Origin of the sequence: Nocardiopsis exhalans (assembly GCF_024134545.1) — a bacterium.
Classification (GTDB): domain Bacteria; phylum Actinomycetota; class Actinomycetes; order Streptosporangiales; family Streptosporangiaceae; genus Nocardiopsis; species Nocardiopsis exhalans.
In genome coordinates, this window is the sequence record NZ_CP099837.1 from 120,684 (window position 1) to 146,801 (window position 26,118).

The window sequence follows — 26,118 nt, forward strand, 5'->3', positions numbered from 1 at the left end:
GTTCACAGGGGGAACACTAGAAACAAAAAAGGGGTCATCCTATTGTAGGATGACCCCATGAAAAAAATAAGAATAATACAAAAAAGAAGGGGGCCCGTTCCGAAGAACGAACCCCCTCCCCTCAAGAAAAACCGTGGCAGCGACCTACTCTCCCACCCCATCACAGAGCAGTACCATCAGCGCAAGGAGACTTAACGACCGGGTTCGGAATGAGACCGGGTGTGACCCTCCTGCTAAAACCACCACGGAAACCAACAACCACCATGACTCAACCCCAAACCACCAGGGGAATCACGACAGCCAAGCTTTCGTGAACAAGTGTGCGCGAACATCCAATTATCTGCAGCGGACAAGCCCTCGGCCTATTAGTACCGGTCAGCTCCACCCCTCACAGGGCTTCCACATCCAGCCTATCAACCCCGTCGTCTACAGGGAGCCTTACCCTCTCTAGGAGGCAGGAGACCTCATCTCGAAGCAAGCTTCCCGCTTAGATGCTTTCAGCGGTTATCTCTCCCGAACGTAGCCAACCAGCCATGCCCTTGGCAGGACAACTGGCACACCAGAGGTTCGTCCGTCCCGGTCCTCTCGTACTAGGGACAGCCCTTCTCAAGTCTCCAACGCGCACAGCGGATAGGGACCGAACTGTCTCACGACGTTCTAAACCCAGCTCGCGTGCCGCTTTAATGGGCGAACAGCCCAACCCTTGGGACCAACTCCAGCCCCAGGATGCGACGAGCCGACATCGAGGTGCCAAACCATCCCGTCGATATGGACTCTTGGGGAAGATCAGCCTGTTATCCCCGGGGTACCTTTTAGCCGTTGAGCGACACCGCTTCCACACGCCGGTGCCGGATCACTAGTCCCAGCTTTCGCTCCTGCTCGACACGTCCGTCTCACAGTCAAGCTCCCTTGTGCACTTACACTCAACACCTGATTACCAACCAGGCTGAGGGAACCTTTGGGCGCCTCCGTTACTCTTTGGGAGGCAACCGCCCCAGTTAAACTACCCACCAGACACTGTCCCCGAACCGGATCACGGTCCAAAGTTAGATGCCCGAAACAGTCAGAGTGGTATTTCACCAACGCCTCCACCGCCACTAGCGTGACGACTTCACAGGCTCCCACCTATCCTACACAAACCATCCCAAACACCAATGTCAAGCTATAGTGAAGGTCCCGGGGTCTTTCCGTCCTGCTGCGCGAAACGAGCATCTTTACTCGTAGTGCAATTTCACCGGGCCCATGGTTGAGACAGTGGGGAAGTCGTTACGCCATTCGTGCAGGTCGGAACTTACCCGACAAGGAATTTCGCTACCTTAGGATGGTTATAGTTACCACCGCCGTTTACTGGCGCTTAGATTCCTAGCTTCGCCGGGGCGAACCCCAACTAACCAGTCCTCTTAACGTTCCAGCACCGGGCAGGCGTCAGTCCGTATACAGCGTCTTACGACTTCGCACGGACCTGTGTTTTTAATAAACAGTCGCTTCCCCCCGCTATCTGCGACCCCACCCAGCTCAGGATGCAAGATCCGTCACCAGACAGGGCTCCCCTTCTCCCAAAGTTACGGGGACAATTTGCCGAGTTCCTTAACCATGGTTCACCCGAACGCCTCGGTATTCTCTACCTGACCACCTGCGTCGGTTTAGGGTACTGGCCACACACGAACTCGCTAGAGGCTTTTCTCGACAGCATGGGATCACTCACTTCACCGAAAACGGCTCGGCATCACGTCTCAGCCTTATGTGAGAGGCGGATTTGCCTACCTCTCGGCCTACACGCTTACCCCCGGACAACCACCGCCGGGTAGAGCTACCCTCCTGCGTCACCCCATCACTTACCTACTACAAGCTCGGGTCCCAGACCAGATACCAACGATCTCCCGAAGGATTTCGAAGGATCCAGCGTGGTTAGCATCACCTGATTCGGTACTGGACGCTCGTGCACGGGTACGGGAATATCAACCCGTTATCCATCGACTACGCCTGTCGGCCTCGCCTTAGGTCCAGACTCACCCTGGGCGGATTAACCTGCCCCAGGAACCCTTAGTCAATCGGCGGCAACGTTTCTCACGTTGCTTTCGCTACTCATGCCTGCATTCTCACTCGCACACCCTCCACCACTCGATCACTCGGCAGCTTCACTGGATGCACGACGCTCCCCTACCAACCCAGCCCTTACAGGCTGAACTTCACAGCTTCGGCGGTGTACTTAAGCCCCGCTACATTATCGGCGCAGAACCACTTGACCAGTGAGCTATTACGCACTCTTTAAAGGATGGCTGCTTCTAAGCCAACCTCCTGGTTGTCTCAGCAACTCCACAACCTTTCCCACTTAGCACACGCTTAGGGGCCTTAGCTGATGATCTGGGCTGTTTCCCTCTCGACTACGAAGCTTATCCCCCGCAGTCTCACTGCCACGCTTCACTTAACCGGCATTCGGAGTTTGTCTGACGTCAGTAACCTTGTAGGGCCCATCAGCCAAACAGTAGCTCTACCTCCAGCAAGAAACACGTGACGCTGCACCTAAATGCATTTCGGGGAGAACCAGCTATCACGGAGTTTGATTGGCCTTTCACCCCTACCCACACCTCATCCCCCAGATTTTCAACTCTGGTGGGTTCGGGCCTCCACGAGGTCTTACCCCCGCTTCACCCTGGACATGGGTAGATCACTCCGCTTCGGGTCCACAGCATGCGACTCAAACGCCCTATTCAGACTCGGTTTCCCTACGGCTACCCCACCCGGGTTAACCTCGCCACACACCATGACTCGCAGGCTCATTCTTCAAAAGGCACGCCATCACAAGAACCGAAGTCCCAGCTCTGACGGCTTGACAGCACACGGTTTCAGGTACTATTTCACGACCCCTCACCGGGGCACTTTTCACCTTTCCCTCACGGTACTAGTGCACTATCGGTCATCAGGACGTATTTTGGCTTAGCAGGTGGTCCTGCCAGATTCACACGGAATTTCTCGGGCTCCGCGCTACTCGGGAGAACATCAACACCTAGACTCTTCCTTCACCTACGGGACTCTCACCCACTCCGGTACCGCTTCCCAACGGTTTCAGCTAGAAAAATCATCAGCGCTCCAGGCCGACAGACCTGAAAAGATGCATCCCACAACCCCGCACACGCAACGACTGCCGTCTATCACACGCATGCGGTTTAGCCTCTTCCCCGTTCGCTCACCACTACTAGGAGAATCACTGTTGTTTACTCTTCCTACGGGTACTGAGATGTTTCACTTCCCCGCGTCACCACCAACTACCCTATACATTCAGGTAGCGGCAACCCGACACAACTCGGGCTAGGTTTCCCCATTCGGACACCCGCGGATCAAAGCTCGGTTGACAGCTCCCCGCGGCCTATCGTGGCCTCCCACGTCCTTCATCGGCGCCTGATGCCAAGGCATCCACCGTGTGCCACTATCACTTGGCCACTACAGATAATAAGATGCTCGCGCACACTATTCACAAATCAAAACACCAACCACAAACTCCCCTACCTCAAACCACAACCCCGATCCTCACAAGGAGAACCAGAGCCGTAGGAGTTACTGGAGGTGGTAGCGGGATGCAACCCACAAGGGATTGCTTCCTCAGATACCCAACAGCGCGCCCCCTGACGCTTCTAGTCGCCAGAGGTGAAGTTCGATTCTACTTTAGCCACTCCCGAGTCGCACCAGACCATCAAGGCCCAGGCGCTCAGGTCCACTTCCGAGTCCGGCCGGCTGTAGAAAAAGTGCCGACCTGTAAAGACTCCTTAGAAAGGAGGTGATCCAGCCGCACCTTCCGGTACGGCTACCTTGTTACGACTTCGTCCCAATCGCCAGCCCCACCTTCACTCATTCCCTCCCCGAAGGGTTAGGCCACAAGTTTCGGGTGTTGCCGACTTTCATGACGTGACGGGCGGTGTGTACAAGGCCCGGGAACGTATTCACCGCGGCGTTGCTGATCCGCGATTACTAGCGACTCCACCTTCATGGGGTCGAGTTGCAGACCCCAATCCGAACTGAGACCGGCTTTAAGGGATTCGCTCCACCTTACGGTATCGCACGCCCATTGTACCGGCCATTGTAGCATGTTTGCAGCCCAAGACATAAGGGGCATGATGACTTGACGTCGTCCCCACCTTCCTCCGAGTTGACCCCGGCAGTCTCCTATGAGTCCCCACCATTACGTGCTGGCAACATAGAACAAGGGTTGCGCTCGTTGCGGGACTTAACCCAACATCTCACGACACGAGCTGACGACAGCCATGCACCACCTGTCACCCACCAACTAAATGACCCTGTATCTCTACAGGTCCACGGGTGATGTCAAACCTTGGTAAGGTTCTTCGCGTTGCGTCGAATTAAGCAACATGCTCCGCCGCTTGTGCGGGCCCCCGTCAATTCCTTTGAGTTTTAGCCTTGCGGCCGTACTCCCCAGGCGGGGCGCTTAATGCGTTAGCTACGGCGCGGAAACCGTGGAAAGTCCCCACACCTAGCGCCCAACGTTTACGGCATGGACTACCAGGGTATCTAATCCTGTTCGCTCCCCATGCTTTCGCTCCTCAGCGTCAGGTAAGGCCCAGAAACCCGCCTTCGCCACCGGTGTTCCTCCTGATATCTGCGCATTTCACCGCTACACCAGGAATTCCAGTTTCCCCTACCTACCTCTAGCATGCCCGTATCCACTGCAGAACCGGAGTTAAGCCCCGGTCTTTCACAGCAGACGCGACATGCCGCCTACGAGCTCTTTACGCCCAATAATTCCGGACAACGCTCGGACCCTACGTATTACCGCGGCTGCTGGCACGTAGTTAGCCGGTCCTTATTCCCCACCTACCGTCAACCCCGAGAAAACCCGGAGCCTGCGTTGGTGGTAAAAGAGGTTTACAACCCGAAGGCCGTCATCCCCCACGCGGCGTCGCTGCATCAGGCTTTCGCCCATTGTGCAATATTCCCCACTGCTGCCTCCCGCAGGAGTCTGGGCCGTGTCTCAGTCCCAGTGTGGCCGGTCGCCCTCTCAGGCCGGCTACCCGTAATCGCCTTGGTAGGCCGTTACCCCACCAACAAGCTGATAGGCCGCGAGCCCATCCCTGACCGATAAAACTTTCCACCCGCCACCATGAGGTGGCAGGTCATATCCGGTATTAGACGGCGTTTCCACCGCTTATCCCGGAGTCAGGGGCAGGTTGCTCACGTGTTACTCACCCGTTCGCCGCTCGTGTACCCCGAAGGGCCTTACCGCTCGACTTGCATGTGTTAAGCACGCCGCCAGCGTTCGTCCTGAGCCAGGATCAAACTCTCCATAAAGGTCAAACAACCCATCCCGGCGACCGTGAGGTCAGCCTGGGGTGAGTAAACCTAGAAGAAATCCTGACCGATCATCTCGCGATGACCAATCAAAGGAACCCTACGCACCGAAGTGCGTCGGGGCCAAAACAAACATGGCTTAAAGAAAATCAAACACGCGCTGTTGAGTTCTCAAGAAACAATCACTCTTCCCGTACAAGCGCCAGAACCAGCTGGTTCCGTCTGCTCTTCCGTGGAAGGCTTTTTTCTTCTGCTTCCCGGTCGCTTTCGCGTCCGTTCCGCTTCGTTGTGTCTTTACTTTATCAGGTGTTCCGCGCCCCGCCAAATCGGCGGTTTGTGTCAACCAGATCGGGGTAAAGCCCGTTGTGCTTTTCCCAGTCTAGCGTTTCCTCGGCGGTGTTTTCACCGCGTTGTTTTCGCTGGTCTGTTCCAAGCAACTCCCCGAGCTTACATGCCCCGAGTGTGTGCTCGGACCATCTTGCTTCGAAGAGGATGTCTGTGATCGCGACCCGGTTCCGAGTCGACCCTCGCGGGCCGCTCACCGTTCCGCGGCGACCTGGAGAACATTACCCGCCGAGCGCAGCCCAAGCAAACCAGAACTCCTGTGTCACCGGTCACCGCCGCACTCCCCTCCGCGGCGTGCCGGCATCCGTTCCGCGACAAGGTCCCTACGCGCTCACTCTGCCTACGCGCGGGCGTGCGCGCGAGCACGTGCTTCCTTCTCCTGCCTCCCCGCACCCCTCCTGCCGACCACTGCACCCGACCGCCCCTCCCGCTCCACCCCGCCCTCGTTTCCCCACCCTCGTTCCCACCCTTCCGGTCCCAGCCGTCACGACCACTCACCGCGATGATGAATCCGCACTGCCAGAATCCTCACCTCGTTGACAAAAATTCACGCCTTTCCGGATGACACACTTCCGCAACCCGTGACCGATTCGGAACAACCTTCTCCCATCAGCATCACCGCACTTCAGGGGCGCAAAGATCTGCTTCAAGATCATTTAAGGGAAAGGCGGGAAAGTTCTGGAAACACCCTTGAAATCCAGCTGGGCCCGATACATGATGTGCAGCGTTACTGGAACAGGTTCTGCTCCGGTGCCACCCCGTACACGGGGAGGAATCAGACCAGGCCGCGTGCCGGATGTTCGGGGGGACGGCAGGCGCAGCGCGGCCATGCACCCTGGAAGGAAATGCATGGACACCACATCCCCCGACGTGCTCGACGGCTCCACCGACGCCACGGAGACACCGGAGAGCCACACCAGCTGGAAGCGCTTCGCGCTCTTCTCGGTCCCGGCTGGAGTCGCCATCGGCGGCATCCTGGTGGCGATGGCCAGCGGGGCTCTCGCAGCTTCCTTCAGCATCTCCGGTCAGCAGTTCAAGATCTCCGCCGACGAGATGTACGGCGAGGGCTTCACCCAGTTCGGCTGGATCAACGCGACCGTCCGCGATGAGCCGGTTCCTACGGCGACCGCCGGAATCAGCGAGGCCGAGATCCACGGCCTGTGCCAGTCGGTGCTGACCACCGAGTTCCCCCTGGTCGGTCCGGTTTCGCTGATGCTGACCGCCGGTGACGCCGGCACTCCGGTCCAGGCCTCCGACCTGGTCATCGACATGGAGCAGATGGACGGCAACGCCCAGTTCACCAACATGGAGATCGGCCGGGACGCCTCCACCCTGGACAAGGGACCGGACGGGTTCGGCTCGGGGCGCGGCTACACCGATCTGTTCGGCATGCAGTCCGACACCATCTACGTGGAGGACCTGGAGCAGACCGCACGGGCAGCCTCCGCCGGAACCTTCAAACTGCACAACCTGAGCCTCGGTATCTCCCTCGGGGATGACGAGTGCTTCTAAGCGGAACCCGGAACCTGTGGGCCAGGTGGACGCGGTGGCGCAAGCGGCGTCCCTTCCTGGCGGGCCTGCTGATGATCCTCGCGGGGATCGAGATGGTCCTGATCACCCAGATACCGGTGCAGATGATGATCTACCTCGGTGTCGGGGCCGTGTCCACGCTCGTTTTCAGCGGAATGCTGGTCGTCCTCGGGCTGGTCACCTGGTTCACCCCGAACCAGCACATGATCACCGGCAGCTTCGCCGGGTTCATCGCGCTGGGCGCGCTCCTCCTGTCCAACCTCGGCGGTCTCGTGATCGGGACCCTGCTGGCCCTGGCCGGAGGCGGGCTCGCCTTCGCCTGGCGGCCGGTCGCCCGGCCCCCGCGCAAACGGAGGGGCCGGCGCCGCGGGCGAACGCGGGAACAGGAGCGGAGGGCAGAGGAAAGCATGGCGGAAGGCACGGACCAGACGGACAGGACCGAGCCCCTGCCTCCAGTCGCACGGTCCGAGGGCTGACTCGCACATCGGGTCGGTCTCACCGGGCGATCCACTGATCGGCCGGGGCGCGCGGGAGCTCCTACCCCGCCCGCGTGGCCCCGGTTCCCTGTCAGGCAAGTGACGTCTACCTACGTCGGCGCGTACCCACCCCCTAGTGCGCCGGGCGTCCGCTTCGTGTGCCGCCCGGCCGCCACGCACAAGCCGCCAAACCCAAGGAGTACTCATGTCGGTTCCGCGACCGAGATCCCGCAACCGCTCCTTCCTCGCCGTCACCGCGGCCGGAACGCTCGTCCTGGCCTGGGGCGGTACCGCTCTGGCCGCCCAGCAGGGTCCGACCACCGTCGAGCCCGCCGGGGCCGCCTTCTCCGCTGAGCTCGTCGGCTCGGCCGTCTTCACCGCCGGAGACGTCACGATCACCTGCGACGTGTCGACCAGCGCCCCGGGGGACGGCAACAACCTGATCCCCGGAGCCCCCGGAAACCACAACCCCGACGGCGCCGTCGGCGGTCCCATCAACGCCCCGGACTTCACCGACTGCACGACCAATGTCTTCCTCGTGAGCGCGACCGTCACCGTGAACGACCCCGTGTGGCAGATGACGATGCAGCACGGGTCCCCCTCCGTCGCGACCATGGTGGTCCCGGCCGCGGGGATCGTGGTGAACACGTCCGGGTTGGCCACCTGCACCGCGACGGTCAGCCCTGATGCCGACGCGCCGATCGGGGGCGAGTGGACCAACGGCGACCCCGTGTCCTCGCTGGCCTTCGACACCACGACACCGGTCTCGGTGGAGGGCGGTTTCGGCTGCCCCAACACCGATGAGGCCGGGTTCAGCGCCACCTACGAGGTGACCAACGCGGACGACCCCGCGGCCCCGATCACGGTGAGCGGCTGAACCGCTGACCCCTGTTCCTGACCGCTGAGAGGGGGCCGGGTCAGCGCGTCCGACCGTGTTGGCCCGGCCCCCGTCACTCTCCCGGGTGACAACTACGCACGAGTAGTCACTCACCCGGTGAAGAAGAAACTCCGTGTCCACCTCGCCTACGGTCGCAGTACTCCGCGGAGTCACGAGGCGAAGGCTCCCCGGAGGGCGCGGACCGCTTCGCCCGGACCCGTAAACCCCCGGAGACCCCATGGCGTCCCAAGCCGGCAGCCCGCCCCCGCCGTCCGACCCGTCCTCGAACCCACCCGCTCCGTCCAAGCTGCGCCACACCCTCAAGGTGGTGCGGGTCCTGGTGAAGGCCGGGGTGCTCTCTCCCGGCCGCCCGGACAAGATCGTCCGTCAGTTGCGCGCGTTGAAGACCTGGGGCGCGACCATCGCGGGCGGTTACGCCGCCGCCGGTGAGCGTGTGCCCGACCAGGTTTCGGTGATCGACGAGGCCGGGAGCACGACCTTCGGCGAGATGAACCTGCTCGGACGCCGGCTCGCCCGCGAGCTGCACCGCATGGGTGTGCGGCAGGGGTCCCGGGTAGGGCTGTTGTGCCGCAACCACGGCGGAATGGTGCAGGCCGCCGTCGCCTGTGGCCGCCTGGGCGCGGACACGGTGCTGCTGAACACCGGGCTGGCGGCCGGTCCGCTGCTGGACGTGGTGAAGCGGAACGAGGTGTCGCTGCTCATCGCGGACGCCGAGTTCGAGGAGCTGTACAAGGAGCTGCCGCCGGAGATCCCCCGGGTGACGGCGTGGGGCGAGCCGAGTGTGCCGGGGCCCCGGATCCCGGCCGAGGCGAAGGACTCCGCGGAGGCGGATCCGGAGCCGCCGGAGCGGCCGGGAAAACTGATCGTGCTGACCTCGGGGACGACGGGCACACCGAAGGGCGCTCGCCGTCCCACGCCGAAGGGGCCGCAGGACGCGGCCTCGGTGCTGTCCCGGATCCCGTTGAACTCCAAGGACCGGATCCTGGTGTCAGCGCCGGTCTTCCACACCTGGGGGCTGGCCGGGGTGCAGCTGGGGATGTCGATGCGGGCGACCCTGGTCATGCGCAGGCTGTTCGAACCGGAGGACGCGCTGCGGACGATCCAGGAGCAGCGGTGTACGGCGCTGTTCGCGGTGCCGGTGATGCTGCGGCGGATCATGGACCTGCCCCGGGAGACACGGGACCGGTACGACACCTCGTCGCTGCGGATCGTGGCGTGCAGCGGTTCGGCGATGAGCCCACAGCTGATCAGCGACTTCATGGACGCGTTCGGGGACGTGGTCTACAACCTCTACGGGTCGACGGAGGTGTCCTGGGCGACCATCGCGACCCCGCAGGACCTGCGGTTGGCGCCGACCACCGCGGGGCGGCCGCCGTTGGGGACCCGGATCGCGGTGCTCGACGACCGGGGCCGGGAGGTTCCGCAGGGGAGCAAGGGCGCGATCCACGTCGGCAACGAGATGCTCTTCGACGGCTACACGAACGGCAACAGCAAGCGGATGGCCGACGGTCTGATGGAGACCGGCGACCGGGGCCACATCGACGCGCACGGGTTGCTGCACGTGGCCGGGCGGGACGACGACATGATCGTCTCGGGTGGTGAGAACGTCTTCCCGCGTCCGGTGGAGGAGGTGATCGTGACGATGCCCGCGGTGCGCGAGGTAGTGGTGACCGGGGTCCCCGACGAGGAGTTCGGGCAGCGGTTCGCTGCCTACGTGGTGCCGTACGAAGGTTCCTCCGTGGATCCGAACGAGCTCCGTATGCACGTGCGCGAAGAGCTGGGCCGGTTCTCGGTGCCGCGTGACGTGGTGGTGCTGGGGGAGCTGCCGCGCAACGCCACCGGGAAGGTGGTCAAGCGGCGGCTGCCGAGCAGTCTTCCGAAGCAGGATTAGCGGCGCGGCCCGCTTCCGCGGACCGCCGCCACGAACCTCGATGTTCGCGCGACGACGCCGGTGCCGTAGGGCATCGGCGTCGTCGTGTACTCGCTTGCAACCCTCTGCCCCCGTTGTCCCTTTTTCCCTCGCGCGCAAGGTAATTGTGGGCTTTGACATCGGGTGCGCGGTTACTACGATGATGAGTGATGCCCGAACGATCCCCCGCCCCTGTGGGCGACTTCGAACTTCCGGCAGTCGACGAGCAGATGTGCTTCGCGCTGTACGCGGCTTCGCGTGCCGTCACGAACCTCTACCGCCCGCTGCTGGATCCGCTCGGCCTGACCTACCCGCAGTATCTCGTGATGATGCTCCTGTGGGAACGCGGGGAGTGCGCGGTCAAGGAGATCGGTGCGGTGCTGCAGCTCGACTACGGCACGCTCACCCCGCTGCTCAAACGCCTGGAGACCAACGGCCTCCTGCGGCGGGACCGCGACCCCGCCGACGAACGCTCGGTGCTGGTCACCACCACCGAGGAGGGGGCCGCGCTGCGAGCGCGCACCCGGGGCATCCCGGAGGCCATCGGACGGGTCATCGACCTCCCGGAGGAGGAGTTCGAGGCCACCAGACTCGCGCTGCGGCGGCTGACCGCCCACGTGCTGGCGGGCGAGGCCCGTGTCAGCGAGGAGACCTAGACCGACCCCACCACGTGGGCGCCGTTCGGGGAAGGGCACCACGGGGGTCGTGCCCGTCCCGGGACCAGGGGAGGGGAAACCGTGCGGGCGGGCTGGAAAGCCCGCCCGCACCGGCTTTTCCGGGGTTCTTCGGGTTACCGTGGTCACATGTCGATATGGGCGTCAGACAACCGCAACGGCCACGTCCGCGAGGCCCTGACCCTCCTGCTGTCCCAGGGGGTGATCAACGACTTCCGGATCCGTCCGGACGACGAGTTCCCCTTCCGGGTGCAGGTGCCGGCCGGGATCATCCCGATGACCGAGCATCAGGCCGCGCACTTCGCCCTGGGCGCCGCGACCGCGCACTTCGGCGACCTGGCCCGGGACGGAGCACCCTAGCAACCGCCCGGGGTGAGCTCCCAGTAGCCCGGCACGGTCTCGGTCACCGAGGTCGTGACGGCCACGTTCCAGAGTCCGAGCAGGTCGTCGGAGCCCAGCGCGTAGGCGTTTCCGACCCGGTGTGCCGTGGCCCGTTCCGGAGACGGAGAAGTACGCGACCGCCGCGTCGCCCGCGCCGCCCCCGTAGTACTCGGCGGTGGTGGAGCCGGGCAGGCTCTCCGTGCTGTCGGGGGTGGTGGGCAGATCCCACGCGTTCACCCACTGAGCCCTGTCGGCGTCGCTGTTGGCCGGGGCCACCGTGGTGTCCGAGGTGCCGTGCCAGACCGCCAACCGGGGCAGGACGGCGGCCAGGGCGAGAAGTGCGGGCAGGGGCCTCGGGGCTGGGGAGTGCGTGGGGGAGTGCGTGGTGCGGCTCCGGGGTCGGACGGTGAGCGGGGGGAGGTTCGGCCGAACCGGTGCCCCGAAGCCTAGGGCCGAAGTGACCTGGACAATATCCTGAAGAGGCTCCGATCACACACCCCTGGCCCGTGGGAAGTCCACAGTCGCCTTTCCCCGCATGGGCGGGGGCCACATGTCAGCCGCCGGGGGTGTGTTCCCATGCCCTATCCCCCGGGATGCGGGCCCGGCCTAGTTTTCTGGCATGACGACGCACGAGTTCCTGCCGGGCACCGCGCGACAGGCCCCCGGTCCCCCCGCCGACGCCTGCGCACCCTCCGGCCGGGCCGACCCCGACCCGTCCCCGCGCACCACGTGGGTCGACCTGACCGGAAGAACCGCGCTGGTGACCGGCGCGGCCGGCGGAATCGGCCGGGCGTGCGCGCTGCGCCTGTCCGCCGCCGGGGCCGACGTCCGGCTGGCCGACATCGACGGACCCGCCCTCGCCGAACTCGCCGAACAGGGTGTGGGTGAGGCGGTCCAGCTGGACCTGACCGACCTGGACGCGGCCGAGGCTGCGGCCCGGGGCGCGGACATCGTGGTGAACAACGCCGGGGTGCAGACGGTCTCCCCCGTGCAGGACTTCCCTCCGGAGCGTTTCTCCTTCATTCTTCGACTCATGGTCGAATCACCGTTCCGCGTGGTGCGCGGGGCCCTACCGCACATGTACGAGCGGGGATGGGGCCGGGTCGTCAACATCTCCTCGGTGCACGGGCTGCGCGCCTCCGCCTACAAGTCGGCGTACGTGGCGGCCAAGCACGGGCTGGAGGGCTTCTCGAAGGTGGTCGCGCTGGAGGGCGCGCCGCACGGGGTGACCTCCAACTGTGTGAACCCCGGCTACGTGCGGACCGCTCTGGTGGAGAAGCAGATCGCGGACCAGGCCGAGGCGCACGGCATCCCCGAGGAGCAGGTGGTGTCGGAGGTGCTGCTGGCCCGCAGCCCGGTGAAGCGGTTGATCGAGCCGTCCGAGGTGGCCGAGATGGTCGCCTACCTGTGCTCCGACGACGCCTCGTTCGTCAACGGGGCGTCCCTGCCCATCGACGGAGCTTGGAGTTCGAGCTGAACACCACCCCTGACCCCCAGGACACCTCCCCCGGGAGGTCGGGGGCCGAGCAGCAGGCGCTCTTCCTGGAACTGCTGCTGCGCGACGCACCGGCCGTGGAGTACGAGCGGCCGGTGCTCCGCGCGCGCTCCGGCGGGGCGGACGGCACAACGGTCGCGGCCCTGGAGAACGCCAAGCTGGCCGCGCTTCGGGTGCGGACGGTGCTGCGGGACCGGCAGCGGCGCGAGTCGGAGCTGAGCGCGCTGTTCGAGACCGCCAACGACCTGGCCGGGATGCGCAGCCTGGACCAGGTGTTGCGGGCGATCGTGGAGCGGGCGCGGCACCTGCTGGGAACGGACGTCGCCTATCTGACGCTGAGCGACCCGGAGGCGGGCGACACCTACATGCGGGTGACGTCGGGGTCGGTCTCCGCCACCTTCCAGCGGGTGCGGCTGGCGCACGGCAAAGGGCTGGGCGGTCTGGTGGCGAGCACGTCGCTGCCGTACGTGACCGCCAACTACTTCACGGACCCGCGCTTCGAGCACGCCGAGAACATCGACCACGCGGTGCGCGAGGAGGGCCTCGTAGCCATCCTGGGCGTGCCGCTGAAGATGAACGGGCGCGGGGTGGGGGTGCTGTTCGCGGCCAACCGGCGGGAGCGTCCCTTCGCGCACTCGGAGGTGGCGCTGCTGTCGTCGCTGGCCACGCACGCGGCGATCGCGATCGACAACGCCAACCTCATTGACGACACCCGGCGGGCCCTGGACGAGCTGCACACCGTCAACCAGCGCCTGCAACGGCACACCGCCTCGGTGGAGCGGTCGGCGGCCGCGCACGACCGGTTCACCGACCTCGTGCTCGGCGGGGGCGGGGTGCGGGAGGTCGCGGCGGCGGTGGCCGAGGTGCTGGGCGGCGCGGTGCGCATCCATGACCGCACTTCGGACGTGTCGCTGACCGCCGTGCCCGACGGCGGGGCGGGCGAGCCCGCGCCCGGCGGGGACCCCCTGACGGAGGGGGACGTAGAACTCGCCGAGGCGGCGCGCTCCTCCCTGGCCAGCGGCCGGGCGGTGGCCGTGGGCGGTGCCTGGGTGGCCGCGGCCGCGGCGGGCGCCGAGCCGCTGGGCACCCTCGTACTGCGCGGGGTGGAGCTGGACAGCACCGACCAGCGGGTCCTGGAGCGGGCCGCGATGGTGACCGCCCTGCTGCTGCTCATCCGCCGTTCGGTGAGCGAGACCGAGCACCGGGTACGCGGCGACCTGCTCAACGAACTCCTGGAAGTGCCCGCGCGCGATCCGGTATCGCTGCGTCAACGGGCGGCCCTGCTCCACGCCGACCTGGACACCCCGCACGTGCTGGTGGTGGCCGAGGCTCCCGGGGCGGACCCGCAGCGGTTGCGTTCGGCCGCGGCCTTCGCGGCCGAGACCACCGGAGGGCTGGTGGCCACCCGGGGCGGTCGGCTGGTGCTGGCCCTGCCCGGTTCGGACCCCTCGGAGGCGGGGCGCCAGGTGACGGCGGAACTCGCGGCCGCCGCCAACGGGCCGGTGACCGCCGGGCTGGCCGGGCCCACCCGGGGCCCGGGGTCCTTCCGGGACGCGTTCACCGAGGCGGCGCGGTGCCTGCAGACACTGCGGGCCCTGGGCCGGAACGGGGACGCCGCCACCACCGACGACCTCGGTTTCTCCGGGCTGCTGCTGAGCCAGAACCGCGACGTCCCAGGGTTCGTGACCGCCTCCCTGGGGCCGCTGCTGGAGTACGACGCCAAGCGGGGCACCCTGCTGGTGGAGACGCTGCGCGCCTACTTCGCGGCCGGGGGCAACCTGTCCCGTGCCAAGGACGACCTGCACATCCATGTGAACACGGTGGCGCAGCGCCTGGAACGGATCGGTCAGCTGATCGGGACCGACTGGCAGCACCCCGACCGCGCGCTGGAACTACAGCTCGCCCTCCACCTGCACGGTCTGCTCGACAAGGGCGTGGATCTGCTCGGCGACCAGGGCGGCGGTTGAGGAGAACAGCGGGGTGTAGTGGTTGTCGTCGGGGAGTTCGAGGGTGCGCACGCTCTCGGGCAGCCCGGCGAGGCGTTCGGGTGTGTACAGGCCGGGGCTCTCGTCCATGAGCCGGCGCGCGGCCCACAGCAGGCGGGCGGGTCCCCGCCGCCGGTCCAGCGGCCGGGGTCGCGGGAGATGAGGATGGAGCCGGCCTCGGCGAAGGCGAGCGTGACCATGGCCAGCGCGATCCCGTTGACCCGCAGCGACACCGCGCCGAGGATCAGGGCGAGCAGGGTTCCGCCGACCACCGAGACCAGGGCCGCCCACAGCAGGGGCAGTTCCAGCACGGACATCAGGAGCGCCGCCGCGTAGGCGCCGCAGGCGAAGTAGAGGGCGTGCCCGAAGGACAGCAGCCCCACCCGCCCGCGGAGGAGGTCGTAGCTGGTGGCCAGGCCGCCGAAGACCAGGCACAGTGCGAGCAGGCGCAGGGGCGAGGGGCTGTTGAGGGCGTGCTCGAACACCCCGGGGACGTGGAGGGTGGAGAAGGGCAGGGACAGCAGCACCGCGAGGACCGCGGCGAGGACGGCGACCACGGCGATGTCGCCCAGCCCGGCGATCGTGTAGTAGTTGGCGAACTGCTGGATGAGGCCGACCGCCGCCGAAGCGATCGCGCAGCCGGTGAGCGAGGTGGTCCCGCCGATCACGACCACGATGAACGCGAAGATCAGCAGCGACATCCCCTGAGTGGGGGTGCCAACCCGAAGGTAGAACCGGAGTGACCTGATTCACATGTAGCCAGGGCATACATTCAGCCGCGAATCGGTGTCCCGGCGCCCCACAGCCAGCGGCTCGGGGAATTCATCGGAGCCAGGGCTTGACCTCAACATTGGTTGAGGAAGTTGGCTGTCGGGAAAGGAACCGGACCCGACGCAGGAGCGACGATGACGACGACGGCACAACCGATTCTGGTGACCGGAGCCACGGGCAACACCGGGCGACACGTGGTGACGGGGCTGCTCGCGGAGGGGCTCCCCGTGCGGGCCCTGAGCAGGAACCCCGCACAGGCTGATCTACCCGCGGGGACGGAGGTGGTCCGGGGTGACGTCACCGACCCCGCGGACGTGGCCGCGGCCGCGAAGGGAGCGGCCGCCGCGTACCTGGTGTGGCCCGGGACCGACGAGGCCGCCGAGGGGGCGGCCGATGTGGCCGCGGCGCTGGGCGAGCACGTGGGCCGGGTGGTCTACCTGTCCGCCACAGGAGCCGCTGAGGGAAGCGGCGGAGTGTGGGGCGGGGTGGAGCGTGCCGTGCGGGGAGCGGTCCCCGAGTGGACCTTCCTCCGGGTGAGCGGCCTCGCCGTGAACACGCTGGCCTGGGCTGATCAGGTGCACCGGGGTGTGGTGCGCGCACCCTTCGGCGGGGCGGCGCGCTCGCTGGTGCACGAACGGGACGTGGCCGAGATGGCGGTCCGGGCGCTGGTGGACGACGGGCACGCGGGCCGCGCCTACGTGGTCACCGGGCCCGAGGTGATCAGCCAGGCCGACCAGGTGCGGGTGATCGGCGAGGAGATCGGCGTCCCGGCCCGCTGGCAGGAGCAGCCGCTGGACGAGGCCAGGGACGAACTCACCGAGGCGGTCGGCGCGGACTTCGCCGACCAGATCATCACTCACTGGGGCGAGAACATCGACGTCCCCGAAGAGATCTCCGAAGACGTCGCCCGGGTGCTCGGCCGCCCGGCCCTGACCTTCCGAGCGTGGGCCCGCGACCACCGCGCGGCCTTCCGCCCCGAGAAGTAACGACACCCCCGGTGACACCCCCGGTGATCTTGCTACCAGAAGCGAAATCGACGCCGAACTTGCTTCTGGTAGCAAGATCACGGGGAAGAGGGTGGGTCAGCAGGGGCCCTGATCGGACCAGGGGCCCCACTCGCCGCCCGCGTTCGGCGGCATCCCCTGGATCCACCAGCGGGCCTCGTAGACACGGCCCTCGTAGTGGACCTGGTCGCCCTCGTCGTAGACCGTGCGGGGGTTCCAGGCCTGGCCGGAGCAGGCGGAGCCCGGGGCTTCCTCCTGAACTCCGCCGTCTCCAGAGCCCTCGGAGTCCTCGGAGTCGCCGGAGTCCCCGCCTGGTGCGTCCTCCTCCGGTTCCTCCTCGACCTCCTCGGGGCCGGTGGAGACGGTGATCGTGACCGTACCGTCCTCGGGCAGGATCGCGCCGGGTTCGGGGTCCTGGCCGCTGACCTCGCCCTCGGGGGCGGTGTCATGGGCGGCCTCCGCCACGGAGACGGACAGGCCGAGCCCCACGAGGGCCTCGGCGGCCTCCGTCTGCCCCATCCCGACGAGGCCGGGCACGATGACGCCCTCACTGACGTGCAGGGTCACCGCCTCGTCCCGGTCCCCGTCCTCGCCCGCCTCCGGTGCGGAGGAGAGCACGGTGCCCGGGATCTGGTCGGCGGAGTGCTCCTGCACCACCTCGACCACGGTGAACCCGGCCTCCCGCAGGGAGTTGCGGGCGTCGTTCTCGGTACCGCCGACCACGTCCGGGACCTCGGCGTGTTGGGGGCCGACGGACAGCGAGAGCAGGATCGATTCCCCGCCCGCCAGCTCCGTGCCCGCGGCGGGATCGGTCGAGGCCACCTCGCCGGGTTCGATGTCGTCGCTGTAGGTGTCCGCGTAGTTGAAGGAGAGGTCGAGCTCCAGTGCGGCCAGTTCCACCTCCGCCATCTCCGGGGAGAACCCGGTGAGGTCGGGGAGTTCGACCGCCTCCTCGGGGGCCAGGGCCCACCCGGCGGCGAAGAGCGCCAGGACCAGGACACCGGCGGTGACCAGGACGGGGATACGCCGCCACAGGGGCGGGGCCGCCTTGGTGTCCCGGCCGGTGTCGTCAGGGCCGTGCCCGGCACCTTGTGCGGTATGCGCCCCCACCACCGGGATCGGCTGGGTGGCGTCGCCCTCCTCTGCCGGCGTGGGCAGCGACCTCAGGACCTGTTCGACCAGGGTCAGGTACTGGCCGGCGTCGCGCGGGCGGTAGCGCGGATTGGGTTCGGTGGCGTTGGCGACCAGCATGTCCAGGTCCGGCGGCAGGCCGGGCACCACGGACGACGGCCGCAGCGGCTCACCGTCCTCGGCCCGGAGCGAGCCCGTCATCAGGCTGTGCAGGAGCGCCCCGACGGCGTGCACGTCCGTGCGCGGGGTCAGCTCCTCGACCCCGACCAGCCCGAAACCGGTGACCGTCACCCCTCCGTCGTCGTCCATGACCACGTCGTCCGGGGTGAGGCGGCCGTGAACCAGCCCCACCTCGTGCGCCTCCCGCAGAGTCGCCAGGACGTCGGCCACGATCGACAGCGCCAGGCGCGGGCTGTAGCGCAGCCCCTGCTCACCACCGCCGAGCACCTCGCTGAGGGTCTCCCCCGGGATCGGTTCGGTGACCAGGTACACGTGGTCGCCGTCCCGCCCGTCGCCCAGAACCCGCACGAGGTTGGGGGCGTCGAGGGCCGCCAGGGTCTGGGCCCGGCCCAGGAAGGCATGCGCGACGACGGGGTCGGCGGCCAGCTCCGGGTCCAGGAGGGTGACCGTGACCGGTACGTCCGCGACCGTGTCGTGTCCGCGGTACACGGACACCGAGCCGTCGCCGCCGACGCGTTCGCCGAGGCGGACGCGTCCGTGCAGCGTGATGCCGGAGGAAGGGGCGGGACTGGGGGAATCCATGTGTCGGATTGTACGGTGATGAACCCCCACGTAGGCCCCTCTATCAGGCCAGATGCGGACAGTGAGCTCCTCGGTAGAGTCGAACTGCGACAATCCCCGCCCCTGTTCTGTGAGGCCCCATAACCCCCAGCAACACAGACCCCGCCCGAAACACCCGGGAGGACCGGGCCGCCGGAGTCCTTCTCGGAGCGGCTCGCGGGGACGCCCTCGGCGTCCCCTACGAGTTCGCCGCACGCCTGGGCCCGGGCGAGATGCCCGAGATGGTCAGCGATCGTCCATACCCCTGTGCACGAGGGTGATCCGGACCGGTACGCGGCCCCGATGCGGGCGGCAGTGCGCGCGGGGGACGACACCGACACCGTCGCGGCCATCGCCGGGGCGCTGGTCGGGGCCAGGTGGGGGCGTTCGGCCATCCCGGAGCCGTACCTGGCCGCGGTACACGGCTGGCCGGGCTACCTGGCCGACGGGCTCGCCGACCTGGCCGAGGAGATCCTCCGGCGGCGCGGGGACTGACCGGGAGCGGGGAGGGGCGGCTGGGAGGTGATCAGCCCGCGTTCCTCCAGCTGGACCAGCATGATCATGAGGTCTTCGGGGCCAAGCGTGCCGACCGAACCGTGCATGGTGTGCGCGGCGGCCGGACCCAGGCCGGGCGGGCTGCGGTCGGGCGGGACACCTTCAGGTCCCGGATCTCGACGACCCGTTCACGGTCCGGGTACGGCCGTTTCCCCGGCTTGAGGCATCATGGTGGCGCACGGAAGCGGGAACGTGGATATGTACGGGAACGGGGAGCGGGCATGGCGGAGCGGATCGAGTGGGTGGCGGCGCACGACCACCCGGAACTGACGGCCGACCCGGTGCGTGCGGCGATCGCCCCCTTCGACGGCTCGGTGCGGGCCGCCGCGATCGACCCCGAGCTCGCGGACACGGCGGAGTTCTGCGAGGCCTACGGGCTGACGCTGGAAACCAGCGCGAACTGCGTGGTGCTGTCCGCCAAGCGCGGCGGTGAGGTGACGTACGCGGCGTGCATGGTGCTGGCCACCGACCGGGCGGACGTCAACGGGGTGCTGCGCAAGCACCTGGGCGCGCGCAAGACGTCGTTCGCGCCGATGGACGAGGCGACCGGACTGACCGGCATGGAGTACGGCGGCATCACGCCGTTCGGGCTGCCGAAGGGATGGCCGGTCCTGGTGGACAAGCGGGTGTACGACACCCCGTGGGTGGTGGTGGGCAGCGGCCTGCGCCGCTCCAAGCTGCGGGTCCCGGGGCCGCTTCTGGCCGAGCTGCCGGGCGCTGAGGTGCTGTCTCTGACCAGGCCGTTGGCCGGCTAGTTGGCCGGGTAGGACGTGACGGGCTCAGGTTGAGCGGGCGGCGTCTGAGTTGATTTGTCGACAAATCCACGTGTGGATAGGGCGCGGGGGAAGGGCTCCGGCGCACCGCCGAAATGACCGCTTCCCCCGCTTTCCCAGCTTTCACCGCTTATCCGGTGTGGTGCGAGCGGCTCGGATCAGTCCGCGCAGCAGCCGTGCGCGCTCACCGTGGGCGGGACGTCCAGCGTCGGGTTCCGGTCGAAGAAGCCCACCGGGCGCAGCTTGAAGCCCGTGTAGTCCACCGGCATGATCGGCCAGTCCTCGGGGCGGGGCGCGTGGGTCAGGCCGAAGGTGTGCCAGACGGTCACGTCCTGGCCGTCGATCGCCCGGTCCTCGGCGGTGAACGCGGGCAGGCCCGACCCGCCGTGGTGCTGGTTGACCAGGTCACCGGCGGGGTAGCGCTCACTGTCGTCCTGGGCGGTCACCCACAGGTGTTTGGTGGCGAAGGCCGCCCGCGCCGCCACGGAGGACGCGGGATCGGCGAGCAGCACCGGCTTGCCCTCGGGGTGCAGCGCGTAGGCGACCGGCCGGCCGAGGTGGTTGCGCGACTCGGGGTTGGACACGTGCCACACCCGGTCCACGGAGGCGTCCGCCAGGCGTTGGGCCGCGAGTTCGGAGGCGAGCACGGTGCGTTTCTGGGTGAAGGCGTTGCCGCGCGGGTTGTCCGGGCCGATGGGCACGCGCGCCGCGTCGACCTCCTCCACCCGGTGCGTGGTCCCGTCCAGGTTCATGTCCAGGCGGGCGCAGAACAGGTGCTGGTGCAGGGGCGCGCCCAGGCCGGGGGCGACTTCGGAGGCGTACGGGTAATCGCCACCGGGGTGGGCCGAGGTGAAGACGATGCCGGTGGCCTTGGCTTCGAACTCGATGGTTCCGTCCAGGTACAGGTACCAGAAGAACCCGTAGTCGTAGTTGCCCACGGTGGTGAAGAACGAGATCACCATGCGGCGCTGGCGGCGGGTCTCGGCCGAGCCCGCCCAGAGGTCGGTGTGCTTCCAGAGGATGCCGAAGTCCTCCTCGTGCATGCACACGGCGTTGGGCAGGGTCCTGGGCGCGCCGGACTCGTCGGCGATCACGGCGTCCAGGTAGGTGATGTCGCCGAGGCAGTCGCAGCCGAGTTGGAGGGCGTTGGCGTACCGGCCGACCATGTACTCGCCGGTGTCGAAGTAGTTCTGCCAGGAACGCACCGGGGAGGGGTCGCCGTAGGGGACGACCATCTCGGCGATGGACGCCCGGTGGATGAGGGGGCGCTCGCGGTTCTGGTCGCGGTCATGGAAGGAGATCTGGTGCAGGACCAGCCCCTCGCGGGCGTCGAAGCCGATGCGCAGCGACCAGTTCTCCCAGGTGAGGAAGTTGCCGTCGAGGGTGAAGCCGGGGCCTTCGGGCTGGGTGATCTCGATGGGTTTCTGGGTGGTGCGGTGCGGGCCGACCAGCTCGGGGTCGGTGTAGTTCCCGTTGACCGAGGGCACTGGGACCGGGCCGAAGTCCAGGACGCGGTCCACGGTGTGGTTGGCGACGTCGACGTAGCCGACGAGCCCGTCCACCGGGTGCGCCCAGGGGTGGTCGGCCTCGTGCTCCTGGACGAAGGCGAGCCCGCGCAGGATGCGGCGGCCGCGCTCTTCGGGGTACTCGTCGTCGTAGACCCCGGCGGACAGCGGTGCCACCCGGACCCGGGCGGGGTCGAGGTCGCGGTCGCGCAGGGCCTTGAGCCAGCGCTCGTCGGCGGTCAGCACCCGCTCGACCAGCTCGAACTCCTCGTCGAGGACGGGTAGCTGGCCGTCGGTGAGGGGGTCGAGTACACGGTCGGAGTCGATCCGGTCGTGGGTGAGCGAGACGACGAGGTCACGGGAGGGGCCGCCCCCGGTGTCCAGGAGCATGACGCGTACGCGCCGGTCCGGGGCGTTGGCGGGCCCGGGGCCGCGGCCGGGGGCGCGGGCGGCGTGGGCGAGCAGGTCGCGCTTGGCGGGTTCCTCGAGTCCGACGTACACGAACCTGCTCCGGGGCGTGGCGTGCCCGGTGCGGGTGAGGAGGTCGCGGGTGGCGGTGATCTCGTCCGGGGTGAGGGCGTCGAGCGGATGTTTAGGGTGGGCTGGGTTGCCGGCCATCGTGGTCCTTCGCGGAAGGTGGGCGGGGGCGTTGGTAAGCGGTGTCGCCAGATCTCCAAGTCGGTGAGTCGGCTTCCCGACAAGTCGACACGTCGTTAAGGGCACCTGTCGAGAGGGCGACTCAGGCCAGATTGGTCCAGACACTCTTGACCTGGGTGAACGCCTCGATGGCGGACCAGCCCATCTCGCGGCCCAGACCAGAGGCCTTCATCCCGCCCCAGGAGGCGGCGGCGTCCAGGAACGGAGGCATGTTGATCCACACCGTGCCCGCGCGGACCCGGGCGGCCAGGCGGTTGGCCACGCCGATGTCGCGCGACCACACGACGGCGGCCAGGCCGTAGTCGGTGTCGTTGGCCCGGGCGACGAGTTCGTCGGGGTCGTCGTAGGGGAGCACGGACAGCACCGGGCCGAAGATCTCCTCGCGGGCGATGCGCATGTCGTCGGTGACCCCGGAGAAAACGGCGGGCCGGACGAAGTAACCCTCACCCTCAGCGGGGGCGCGGTCGTGCAGGTGGGCGCCATCGGTGTCTCGGCCGATGGCGACGTAGCTTTCGGCCTGGTCGCGCTGTTCGGCGGAGACCACCGGGCCGAGGTCGGTGTTCTCGGACAGGCCGTGGCCCAGGCGCATCGAGGCGGCCCCGGCGGCGAGCTTCTCCGCGAACTCGTCGTGGCGGGCGGCGTCCACGAAGAAGCGGGTGTAGGCGGCGCAGACCTGACCGGAGTTGAGCAGACCGCCCATGAGGTTGCCCTGGACGGCGGCGTCGATGTCGGCGTCGGCTGTGATGATCGACGGTGCCTTTCCGCCGAGTTCGAGGGAGACGTGCTTGAGGTCGTGCCCGGCCCGGGCGGAGATCTCGCGGCCGACCTCGGTGGATCCGGTGAAGGACACCTTGGCGACCTCGGGGTGCGCGACCAGGGCCTTGCCGACCTCGGGGCCGCCGGTGACCACGTTGACGACCCCGTCGGGGATGCCCGCTCGGCGGACCAGCTGGGTGAGGCGGAGCGTGGTGAGCGGGGTCTGCTCGGCGGGCTTGATGACCACGGTGTTGCCGGTGGCCAGTGCGGGGGCGAGCTTCCACATGAGGATCATCAGCGGGAAGTTCCACGGCGTGATGAGCGCGCAGACACCGAGTGGTTCGCGGCGGGTCCGGTAGTCCACGTCGGGGACGGACAGCGGGGCGGTGACCCCGGTGATCTTGGTGACCCAGCCCGCGTAGTAGCGCAGGTGCTCGACGGCGTTGGGGACGGAGACCCCGGAGCTGATGCCGAGCGGCTGGCCCTGGTCGGTGGTCTCCAGGCGGGCGAAGGCGTCGGCCTCCGCCTCCAGCAGGTCGGCCAGGTCGAGCAAGAGCTTGGCGCGGGCGGCGGGAAGCATGCCCGCCCACTCGGCGGACTCGAAAGCCTTCGCGGCGGCGTCCACCGCGGCGTTCACATCGGCTTCGCTGGCCTCGGGGATCTCGGTGATGACTGTTCCCGTGCCCGGGTCGTACGTGGGGATGGTCCCGGTGCCGGTCCCGGTGGTCCACTCGCCGTCGATGAACATGTCGGTGCGCAGGTCCTTGTGGACGTGGTCTGGCATGGGTTCCCCTTCGTCGCTTGGGAGTGACCGTAGTCACACAACCGTCGGAGGAGTCTCCATCGTCCGCACGAACAGTCGCCGTTTCACGCACACCCTGTTCGGTTCGGAGTGGCGCGGCTAACCTTTGGCCAGGTCCATGTCGGCGCCGGGACGTGGGGGAAGGGGACGGACATGACCGTTGTGCACTCCATGGACCGGATCGAGGGTTTCGAGGCCGCGGCGTCCCAGGCCTTCGCCCCCCTGCGCATCCGCGCGGAGGACGGACGTTCCTTCCGCGGCGAGTTCGGCAGCATGCGGGTGGACGAACTGGTGCTCACCCGGATCCAGGCCGACCCGGTGACGGTGAAACGGGAGCGCTCGGTGATGAGTTCCACCGACCCGGACCTGATCAAGGTGGCCTGGCACGTCTCCGGCAGGGCGGGGGTGGACCAGGGCGGGCGGCAGTGCCTGCTCAGCCCCGGCGACCTGGTCATCTACGAGTCCGGACGGCCTTACGAGCTCCCGTTCTGGGAGTCCTACGACACCATGGTCGTGGGGATCCCGGCCTACCTTTTCGGGGCACACGCGGACCAGCTGCGCCAACGCGTGGCCATCCCCGTTCCCGCCGAGCGCGGCACCGGAGCGCTGCTCACCACGATGCTCCAGGGGGTCGCTACCGGACAGGGCTCCGATTCCGCGGCCGGCGCGCAGCACCATCTGGCCACCGCACTGGTGTCCCTGGTCTGCGCGGCCTTCATCGACGCCCTCCCCGAAGCGGGGGAGGACCCCTGGGAACGCATCCAGGCGTTCTGTCTGGCCAATCTGTCGGACCCGGGCCTGTCCGTGGAGTCCGTCGCCTCAGCCCACCACATCTCCCCGCGCTACCTGCACAAGCTGTGCCAGGCCAGGGGGTTCACCCTCGCCCGCTGGATCCGCACCGAAAGACTGTCCCGTATCCGCCGCGATCTCGGTGACCCGCTCCTCGCGGACCGCAGTACCCCGGCCATCGCCGCCCGCTGGGGTGTTCTCGACGCGGGCCACCTGGGCAGGATGCTCAGAGCCGAGTTCGGCGAGACCGCCAGAGAGATCCGCGCCCGCTCCCGGGCCTGAGGGGCACCTACTGCTTCGGCCGGTTCGCGGTGTGGAACCACGCACCCAGCAATAGCGTTGCCCCGACCACGATCAACGCGATCGCCCATGACCTCACCGGCGCCATCACCGTCTCACACGCGGCGATCATCGTGCCGGGTGTTCCCTCGTAGGCGAACCACCCGAAAGAACCGCCCTCAGCATGGAACGGGCCTCCCCAACCCGATCCGCACCGCCCCTGGGGAATCAACCCGAGGGCTATGCCCCCAGCGATCAACGCAATGCCCACCGTACGAACGATCTGAACAAGGGACACGGAGCTCTCCTCAACAAAAGGGGGCGGTTGCGGGGGGCGGTTACCACGGGTTTCGTTGCGAGGAATTTCGTTTCCGGATGCCCCGGAACCTCACGGATACCACCCCGAGGAACGCCCCGTCACCCCGGTGGACCGGCGCGCCGGTGTGCCAGTCCTCGTGCCCGGGGTGGTCTGCCCCCGGCGCTGTGTGGGGTTGAACCCGGGGATGCACACACAACACAGGGAGCCCGGCAGTTACATCTGCGTCCATGGCGGTGTCCGGCTGTTAGCGCGGGGCGCGTTCTCCTCCAGTTCCTCTGGGCTCCTCCAGCCTCCTCTGGGGCGGGCAGGAGGGATGAGAGATGCTCTGAGTCAGCTGGAGATGCGGCGGAACCTGTACCACTTGGGGTTGGTGCGGTTCATGGGGAAACCGAGGCCTTCGGTGGAGGCGGCTTCGACGTCGCGGAGTTCCCACTCTGATGGTTGAAAGGCCGCTTCGACCTCCGTCTGCGAAACCCCCTCGACCATGCGGCGGAAGAGGGAGTCCCCGAAGGCGAGCATCAGGAGGGTGGCGCCCGGGTTGGCGAGGGCCGTGGCTCCTCGGGCCAGGGCGGACTGTTGTGCCTGACCCAGGCCTTGGAAACAGCCGATGTCGAGAAAGAGGTCGAACTTACCGAGGTCGGGGGAGAGGTTGGCGGCGTCACCGACGACGTAGGTGGCCTCGGCGGGGCCCCTTTCCCGAGCGGCCTCGACAGCAGCCGGGACAAGGTCGACGCCGACCGTCTCCCAGCCGTGGTTGACGAGCTCCGGGGTGAACTGGCCGCGGCCGCAGCCGATATCCAGGGCGCGGCCGGGGCCTTCGCGTTCGGTCGACTCGCGTTCGAGCCAGCAGCGGAGCTGGGCCCCCGCGGCGGGGCCGTAGCGCTCCCAGGGGGTGAAACCAAGGCGGTACATCCGCGCGTAGTTGGTCATGGTTCCACGGTAAGTCAGCCTGGGGGGAGGCCCTGGGCGACCTGCGGTTCCCGGGGAAGGCACTGGTCGTGCA

At 67.4% G+C, this 26,118-nt stretch carries 18 protein-coding genes, 3 rRNA genes and 2 pseudogenes; 13 read left to right on the forward strand and 10 right to left on the reverse strand.

Translation table 11 applies throughout. The annotated features are described in order from the left end of the window. Positions 1 to 131: 131 nt before the first annotated feature. From rrf to NE857_RS00600, 3 genes are all read right to left on the reverse strand, one after another. Positions 132 to 247 (reverse strand): 5S ribosomal RNA (gene rrf / locus NE857_RS00590). A 97-nt stretch (positions 248 to 344) separates the two neighbouring features. After that, positions 345 to 3,441, reverse strand: a 23S ribosomal RNA gene (locus tag NE857_RS00595). Between the two features lie 327 nt (positions 3,442 to 3,768). Beyond that, positions 3,769 to 5,301 (reverse strand): 16S ribosomal RNA (locus tag NE857_RS00600). The 16S, 23S and 5S rRNA genes sit together here, the layout of an rRNA operon. A gap of 1,194 nt (positions 5,302 to 6,495) precedes the next feature. On the opposite strand from NE857_RS00600, the gene NE857_RS00605 reads away from it, so the two are divergent. From NE857_RS00605 to NE857_RS00645, 8 genes are all read left to right on the forward strand, one after another. Further along, on the forward strand, positions 6,496 to 7,158 hold the full coding sequence (locus tag NE857_RS00605) for a DUF6230 family protein (protein WP_254419320.1): 663 nt from the start codon (positions 6,496 to 6,498) through the stop codon (positions 7,156 to 7,158). Continuing rightward, the gene (locus NE857_RS00610; protein WP_254419321.1) at positions 7,149 to 7,652 is read left to right on the forward strand and encodes a DUF6114 domain-containing protein; all 504 of its coding nucleotides are present in this window, start codon (positions 7,149 to 7,151) and stop codon (positions 7,650 to 7,652) included. The genes NE857_RS00605 and NE857_RS00610 overlap by 10 nt, the downstream gene beginning before the upstream one ends. A gap of 205 nt (positions 7,653 to 7,857) precedes the next feature. Beyond that, positions 7,858 to 8,529: a hypothetical protein gene (locus NE857_RS00615; protein WP_254419322.1), complete on the forward strand. Its 672-nt coding sequence runs from the start codon at positions 7,858 to 7,860 to the stop codon at positions 8,527 to 8,529. A 238-nt stretch (positions 8,530 to 8,767) separates the two neighbouring features. Then, on the forward strand, positions 8,768 to 10,441 hold the full coding sequence (locus NE857_RS00620) for an AMP-binding protein (protein WP_254419323.1): 1,674 nt from the start codon (positions 8,768 to 8,770) through the stop codon (positions 10,439 to 10,441). 188 nt (positions 10,442 to 10,629) lie between these two features. Then, entirely contained in the window at positions 10,630 to 11,115 is a 486-nt protein-coding gene (locus tag NE857_RS00625) for a MarR family winged helix-turn-helix transcriptional regulator (RefSeq protein ID WP_254419324.1), read from the forward strand. A gap of 147 nt (positions 11,116 to 11,262) precedes the next feature. Continuing rightward, complete coding sequence (locus NE857_RS00630) at positions 11,263 to 11,493, forward strand: hypothetical protein (RefSeq protein WP_017584622.1); 231 nt, start codon at positions 11,263 to 11,265, stop codon at positions 11,491 to 11,493. Positions 11,494 to 12,133: 640 nt separating this feature from the next. Further along, positions 12,134 to 12,991, forward strand: coding sequence for a 3-hydroxybutyrate dehydrogenase (locus tag NE857_RS00640; RefSeq protein ID WP_254419325.1), 858 nt, complete (start codon positions 12,134 to 12,136; stop codon positions 12,989 to 12,991). Then, positions 12,976 to 14,976, forward strand: a complete 2,001-nt coding sequence (locus NE857_RS00645; protein ID WP_254419326.1) for a helix-turn-helix domain-containing protein — start codon at positions 12,976 to 12,978, stop codon at positions 14,974 to 14,976. Before NE857_RS00640 ends, NE857_RS00645 begins: the two co-directional genes overlap by 16 nt. Here NE857_RS00645 and NE857_RS00650 read toward each other — a convergent pair. Both NE857_RS00650 and NE857_RS00655 read right to left on the reverse strand, forming a co-directional pair. After that, positions 14,902 to 15,117, reverse strand: a pseudogene (locus tag NE857_RS00650) (alpha/beta hydrolase); the annotation flags it as partial. The gene NE857_RS00645 and the pseudogene NE857_RS00650 overlap by 75 nt on opposite strands. 5 nt (positions 15,118 to 15,122) lie before the next feature. Further along, a pseudogene (locus tag NE857_RS00655) lies at positions 15,123 to 15,545 on the reverse strand (ABC transporter permease subunit); the annotation flags it as partial. A 354-nt stretch (positions 15,546 to 15,899) separates the two neighbouring features. Between NE857_RS00655 and NE857_RS00660 the strand changes: the two are divergent. After that, positions 15,900 to 16,751 (forward strand): SDR family oxidoreductase, encoded by an 852-nt coding sequence (locus NE857_RS00660; RefSeq protein WP_254419327.1) that lies wholly within the window; start codon positions 15,900 to 15,902, stop codon positions 16,749 to 16,751. A 96-nt stretch (positions 16,752 to 16,847) separates the two neighbouring features. On the opposite strand, the gene NE857_RS00665 is transcribed toward NE857_RS00660, so the two are convergent. After that, a complete protein-coding gene (locus NE857_RS00665; RefSeq protein WP_254419328.1) occupies positions 16,848 to 18,662 on the reverse strand; it encodes a PASTA domain-containing protein in 1,815 nt (604 codons plus the stop codon). Positions 18,663 to 18,781: 119 nt separating this feature from the next. Between NE857_RS00665 and NE857_RS34735 the strand changes: the two genes are divergently transcribed. From NE857_RS34735 to NE857_RS00675, 3 genes are all read left to right on the forward strand, one after another. After that, positions 18,782 to 18,961: an ADP-ribosylglycohydrolase family protein gene (locus NE857_RS34735; RefSeq protein WP_494516882.1), complete on the forward strand. Its 180-nt coding sequence runs from the start codon at positions 18,782 to 18,784 to the stop codon at positions 18,959 to 18,961. Further along, entirely contained in the window at positions 18,933 to 19,175 is a 243-nt protein-coding gene (locus tag NE857_RS00670; RefSeq protein WP_494516883.1) for an ADP-ribosylglycohydrolase family protein, read from the forward strand. The genes NE857_RS34735 and NE857_RS00670 overlap by 29 nt, the downstream gene beginning before the upstream one ends. Positions 19,176 to 19,456: 281 nt before the next feature. Continuing rightward, entirely contained in the window at positions 19,457 to 19,990 is a 534-nt protein-coding gene (locus NE857_RS00675; protein WP_254419329.1) for a YbaK/EbsC family protein, read from the forward strand. 176 nt (positions 19,991 to 20,166) lie between these two features. On the opposite strand, the gene NE857_RS00680 is transcribed toward NE857_RS00675, so the two are convergent. After that, positions 20,167 to 22,131: a primary-amine oxidase gene (locus tag NE857_RS00680; RefSeq protein WP_254419330.1), complete on the reverse strand. Its 1,965-nt coding sequence runs from the start codon at positions 22,129 to 22,131 to the stop codon at positions 20,167 to 20,169. 121 nt (positions 22,132 to 22,252) lie between these two features. Continuing rightward, entirely contained in the window at positions 22,253 to 23,710 is a 1,458-nt protein-coding gene (locus NE857_RS00685; RefSeq protein WP_254419331.1) for an aldehyde dehydrogenase family protein, read from the reverse strand. A 171-nt stretch (positions 23,711 to 23,881) separates the two neighbouring features. Here NE857_RS00685 and NE857_RS00690 point away from each other — a divergent pair, with 171 nt between their 5' ends. Next, positions 23,882 to 24,799, forward strand: coding sequence for an AraC-like ligand-binding domain-containing protein (locus NE857_RS00690; RefSeq protein ID WP_254419332.1), 918 nt, complete (start codon positions 23,882 to 23,884; stop codon positions 24,797 to 24,799). A gap of 7 nt (positions 24,800 to 24,806) precedes the next feature. Here NE857_RS00690 and NE857_RS00695 read toward each other — a convergent pair whose 3' ends face one another. Then, a complete protein-coding gene (locus tag NE857_RS00695; protein ID WP_254419333.1) occupies positions 24,807 to 25,094 on the reverse strand; it encodes a hypothetical protein in 288 nt (95 codons plus the stop codon). 351 nt (positions 25,095 to 25,445) lie between these two features. Continuing rightward, entirely contained in the window at positions 25,446 to 26,045 is a 600-nt protein-coding gene (locus NE857_RS00700; RefSeq protein ID WP_254419334.1) for a class I SAM-dependent methyltransferase, read from the reverse strand. Positions 26,046 to 26,118 lie beyond the last annotated feature (73 nt).

Excerpts from the sequence above, each read along its gene's own strand:
- NE857_RS00605 (WP_254419320.1), top strand. The coding sequence starts at position 6,496 with ATGGACACCACATCCCCCGACGTGCTCGACGGCTCCACCGACGCCACG.
- NE857_RS00615 (WP_254419322.1), top strand. The coding sequence starts at position 7,858 with ATGTCGGTTCCGCGACCGAGATCCCGCAACCGCTCCTTCCTCGCCGTC.
- NE857_RS00620 (WP_254419323.1), top strand. The coding sequence starts at position 8,768 with ATGGCGTCCCAAGCCGGCAGCCCGCCCCCGCCGTCCGACCCGTCCTCG.
- NE857_RS00625 (WP_254419324.1), top strand. The coding sequence starts at position 10,630 with ATGCCCGAACGATCCCCCGCCCCTGTGGGCGACTTCGAACTTCCGGCA.
- NE857_RS00630 (WP_017584622.1), top strand. The coding sequence starts at position 11,263 with ATGTCGATATGGGCGTCAGACAACCGCAACGGCCACGTCCGCGAGGCC.
- NE857_RS00640 (WP_254419325.1), top strand. The coding sequence starts at position 12,134 with ATGACGACGCACGAGTTCCTGCCGGGCACCGCGCGACAGGCCCCCGGT.
- NE857_RS00660 (WP_254419327.1), top strand. The coding sequence starts at position 15,900 with ATGACGACGACGGCACAACCGATTCTGGTGACCGGAGCCACGGGCAAC.
- NE857_RS00665 (WP_254419328.1), bottom strand. The coding sequence starts at position 18,662 with ATGGATTCCCCCAGTCCCGCCCCTTCCTCCGGCATCACGCTGCACGGA.
- NE857_RS00675 (WP_254419329.1), top strand. The coding sequence starts at position 19,457 with ATGGCGGAGCGGATCGAGTGGGTGGCGGCGCACGACCACCCGGAACTG.
- NE857_RS00680 (WP_254419330.1), bottom strand. The coding sequence starts at position 22,131 with ATGGCCGGCAACCCAGCCCACCCTAAACATCCGCTCGACGCCCTCACC.
- NE857_RS00685 (WP_254419331.1), bottom strand. The coding sequence starts at position 23,710 with ATGCCAGACCACGTCCACAAGGACCTGCGCACCGACATGTTCATCGAC.
- NE857_RS00690 (WP_254419332.1), top strand. The coding sequence starts at position 23,882 with ATGACCGTTGTGCACTCCATGGACCGGATCGAGGGTTTCGAGGCCGCG.
- NE857_RS00700 (WP_254419334.1), bottom strand. The coding sequence starts at position 26,045 with ATGACCAACTACGCGCGGATGTACCGCCTTGGTTTCACCCCCTGGGAG.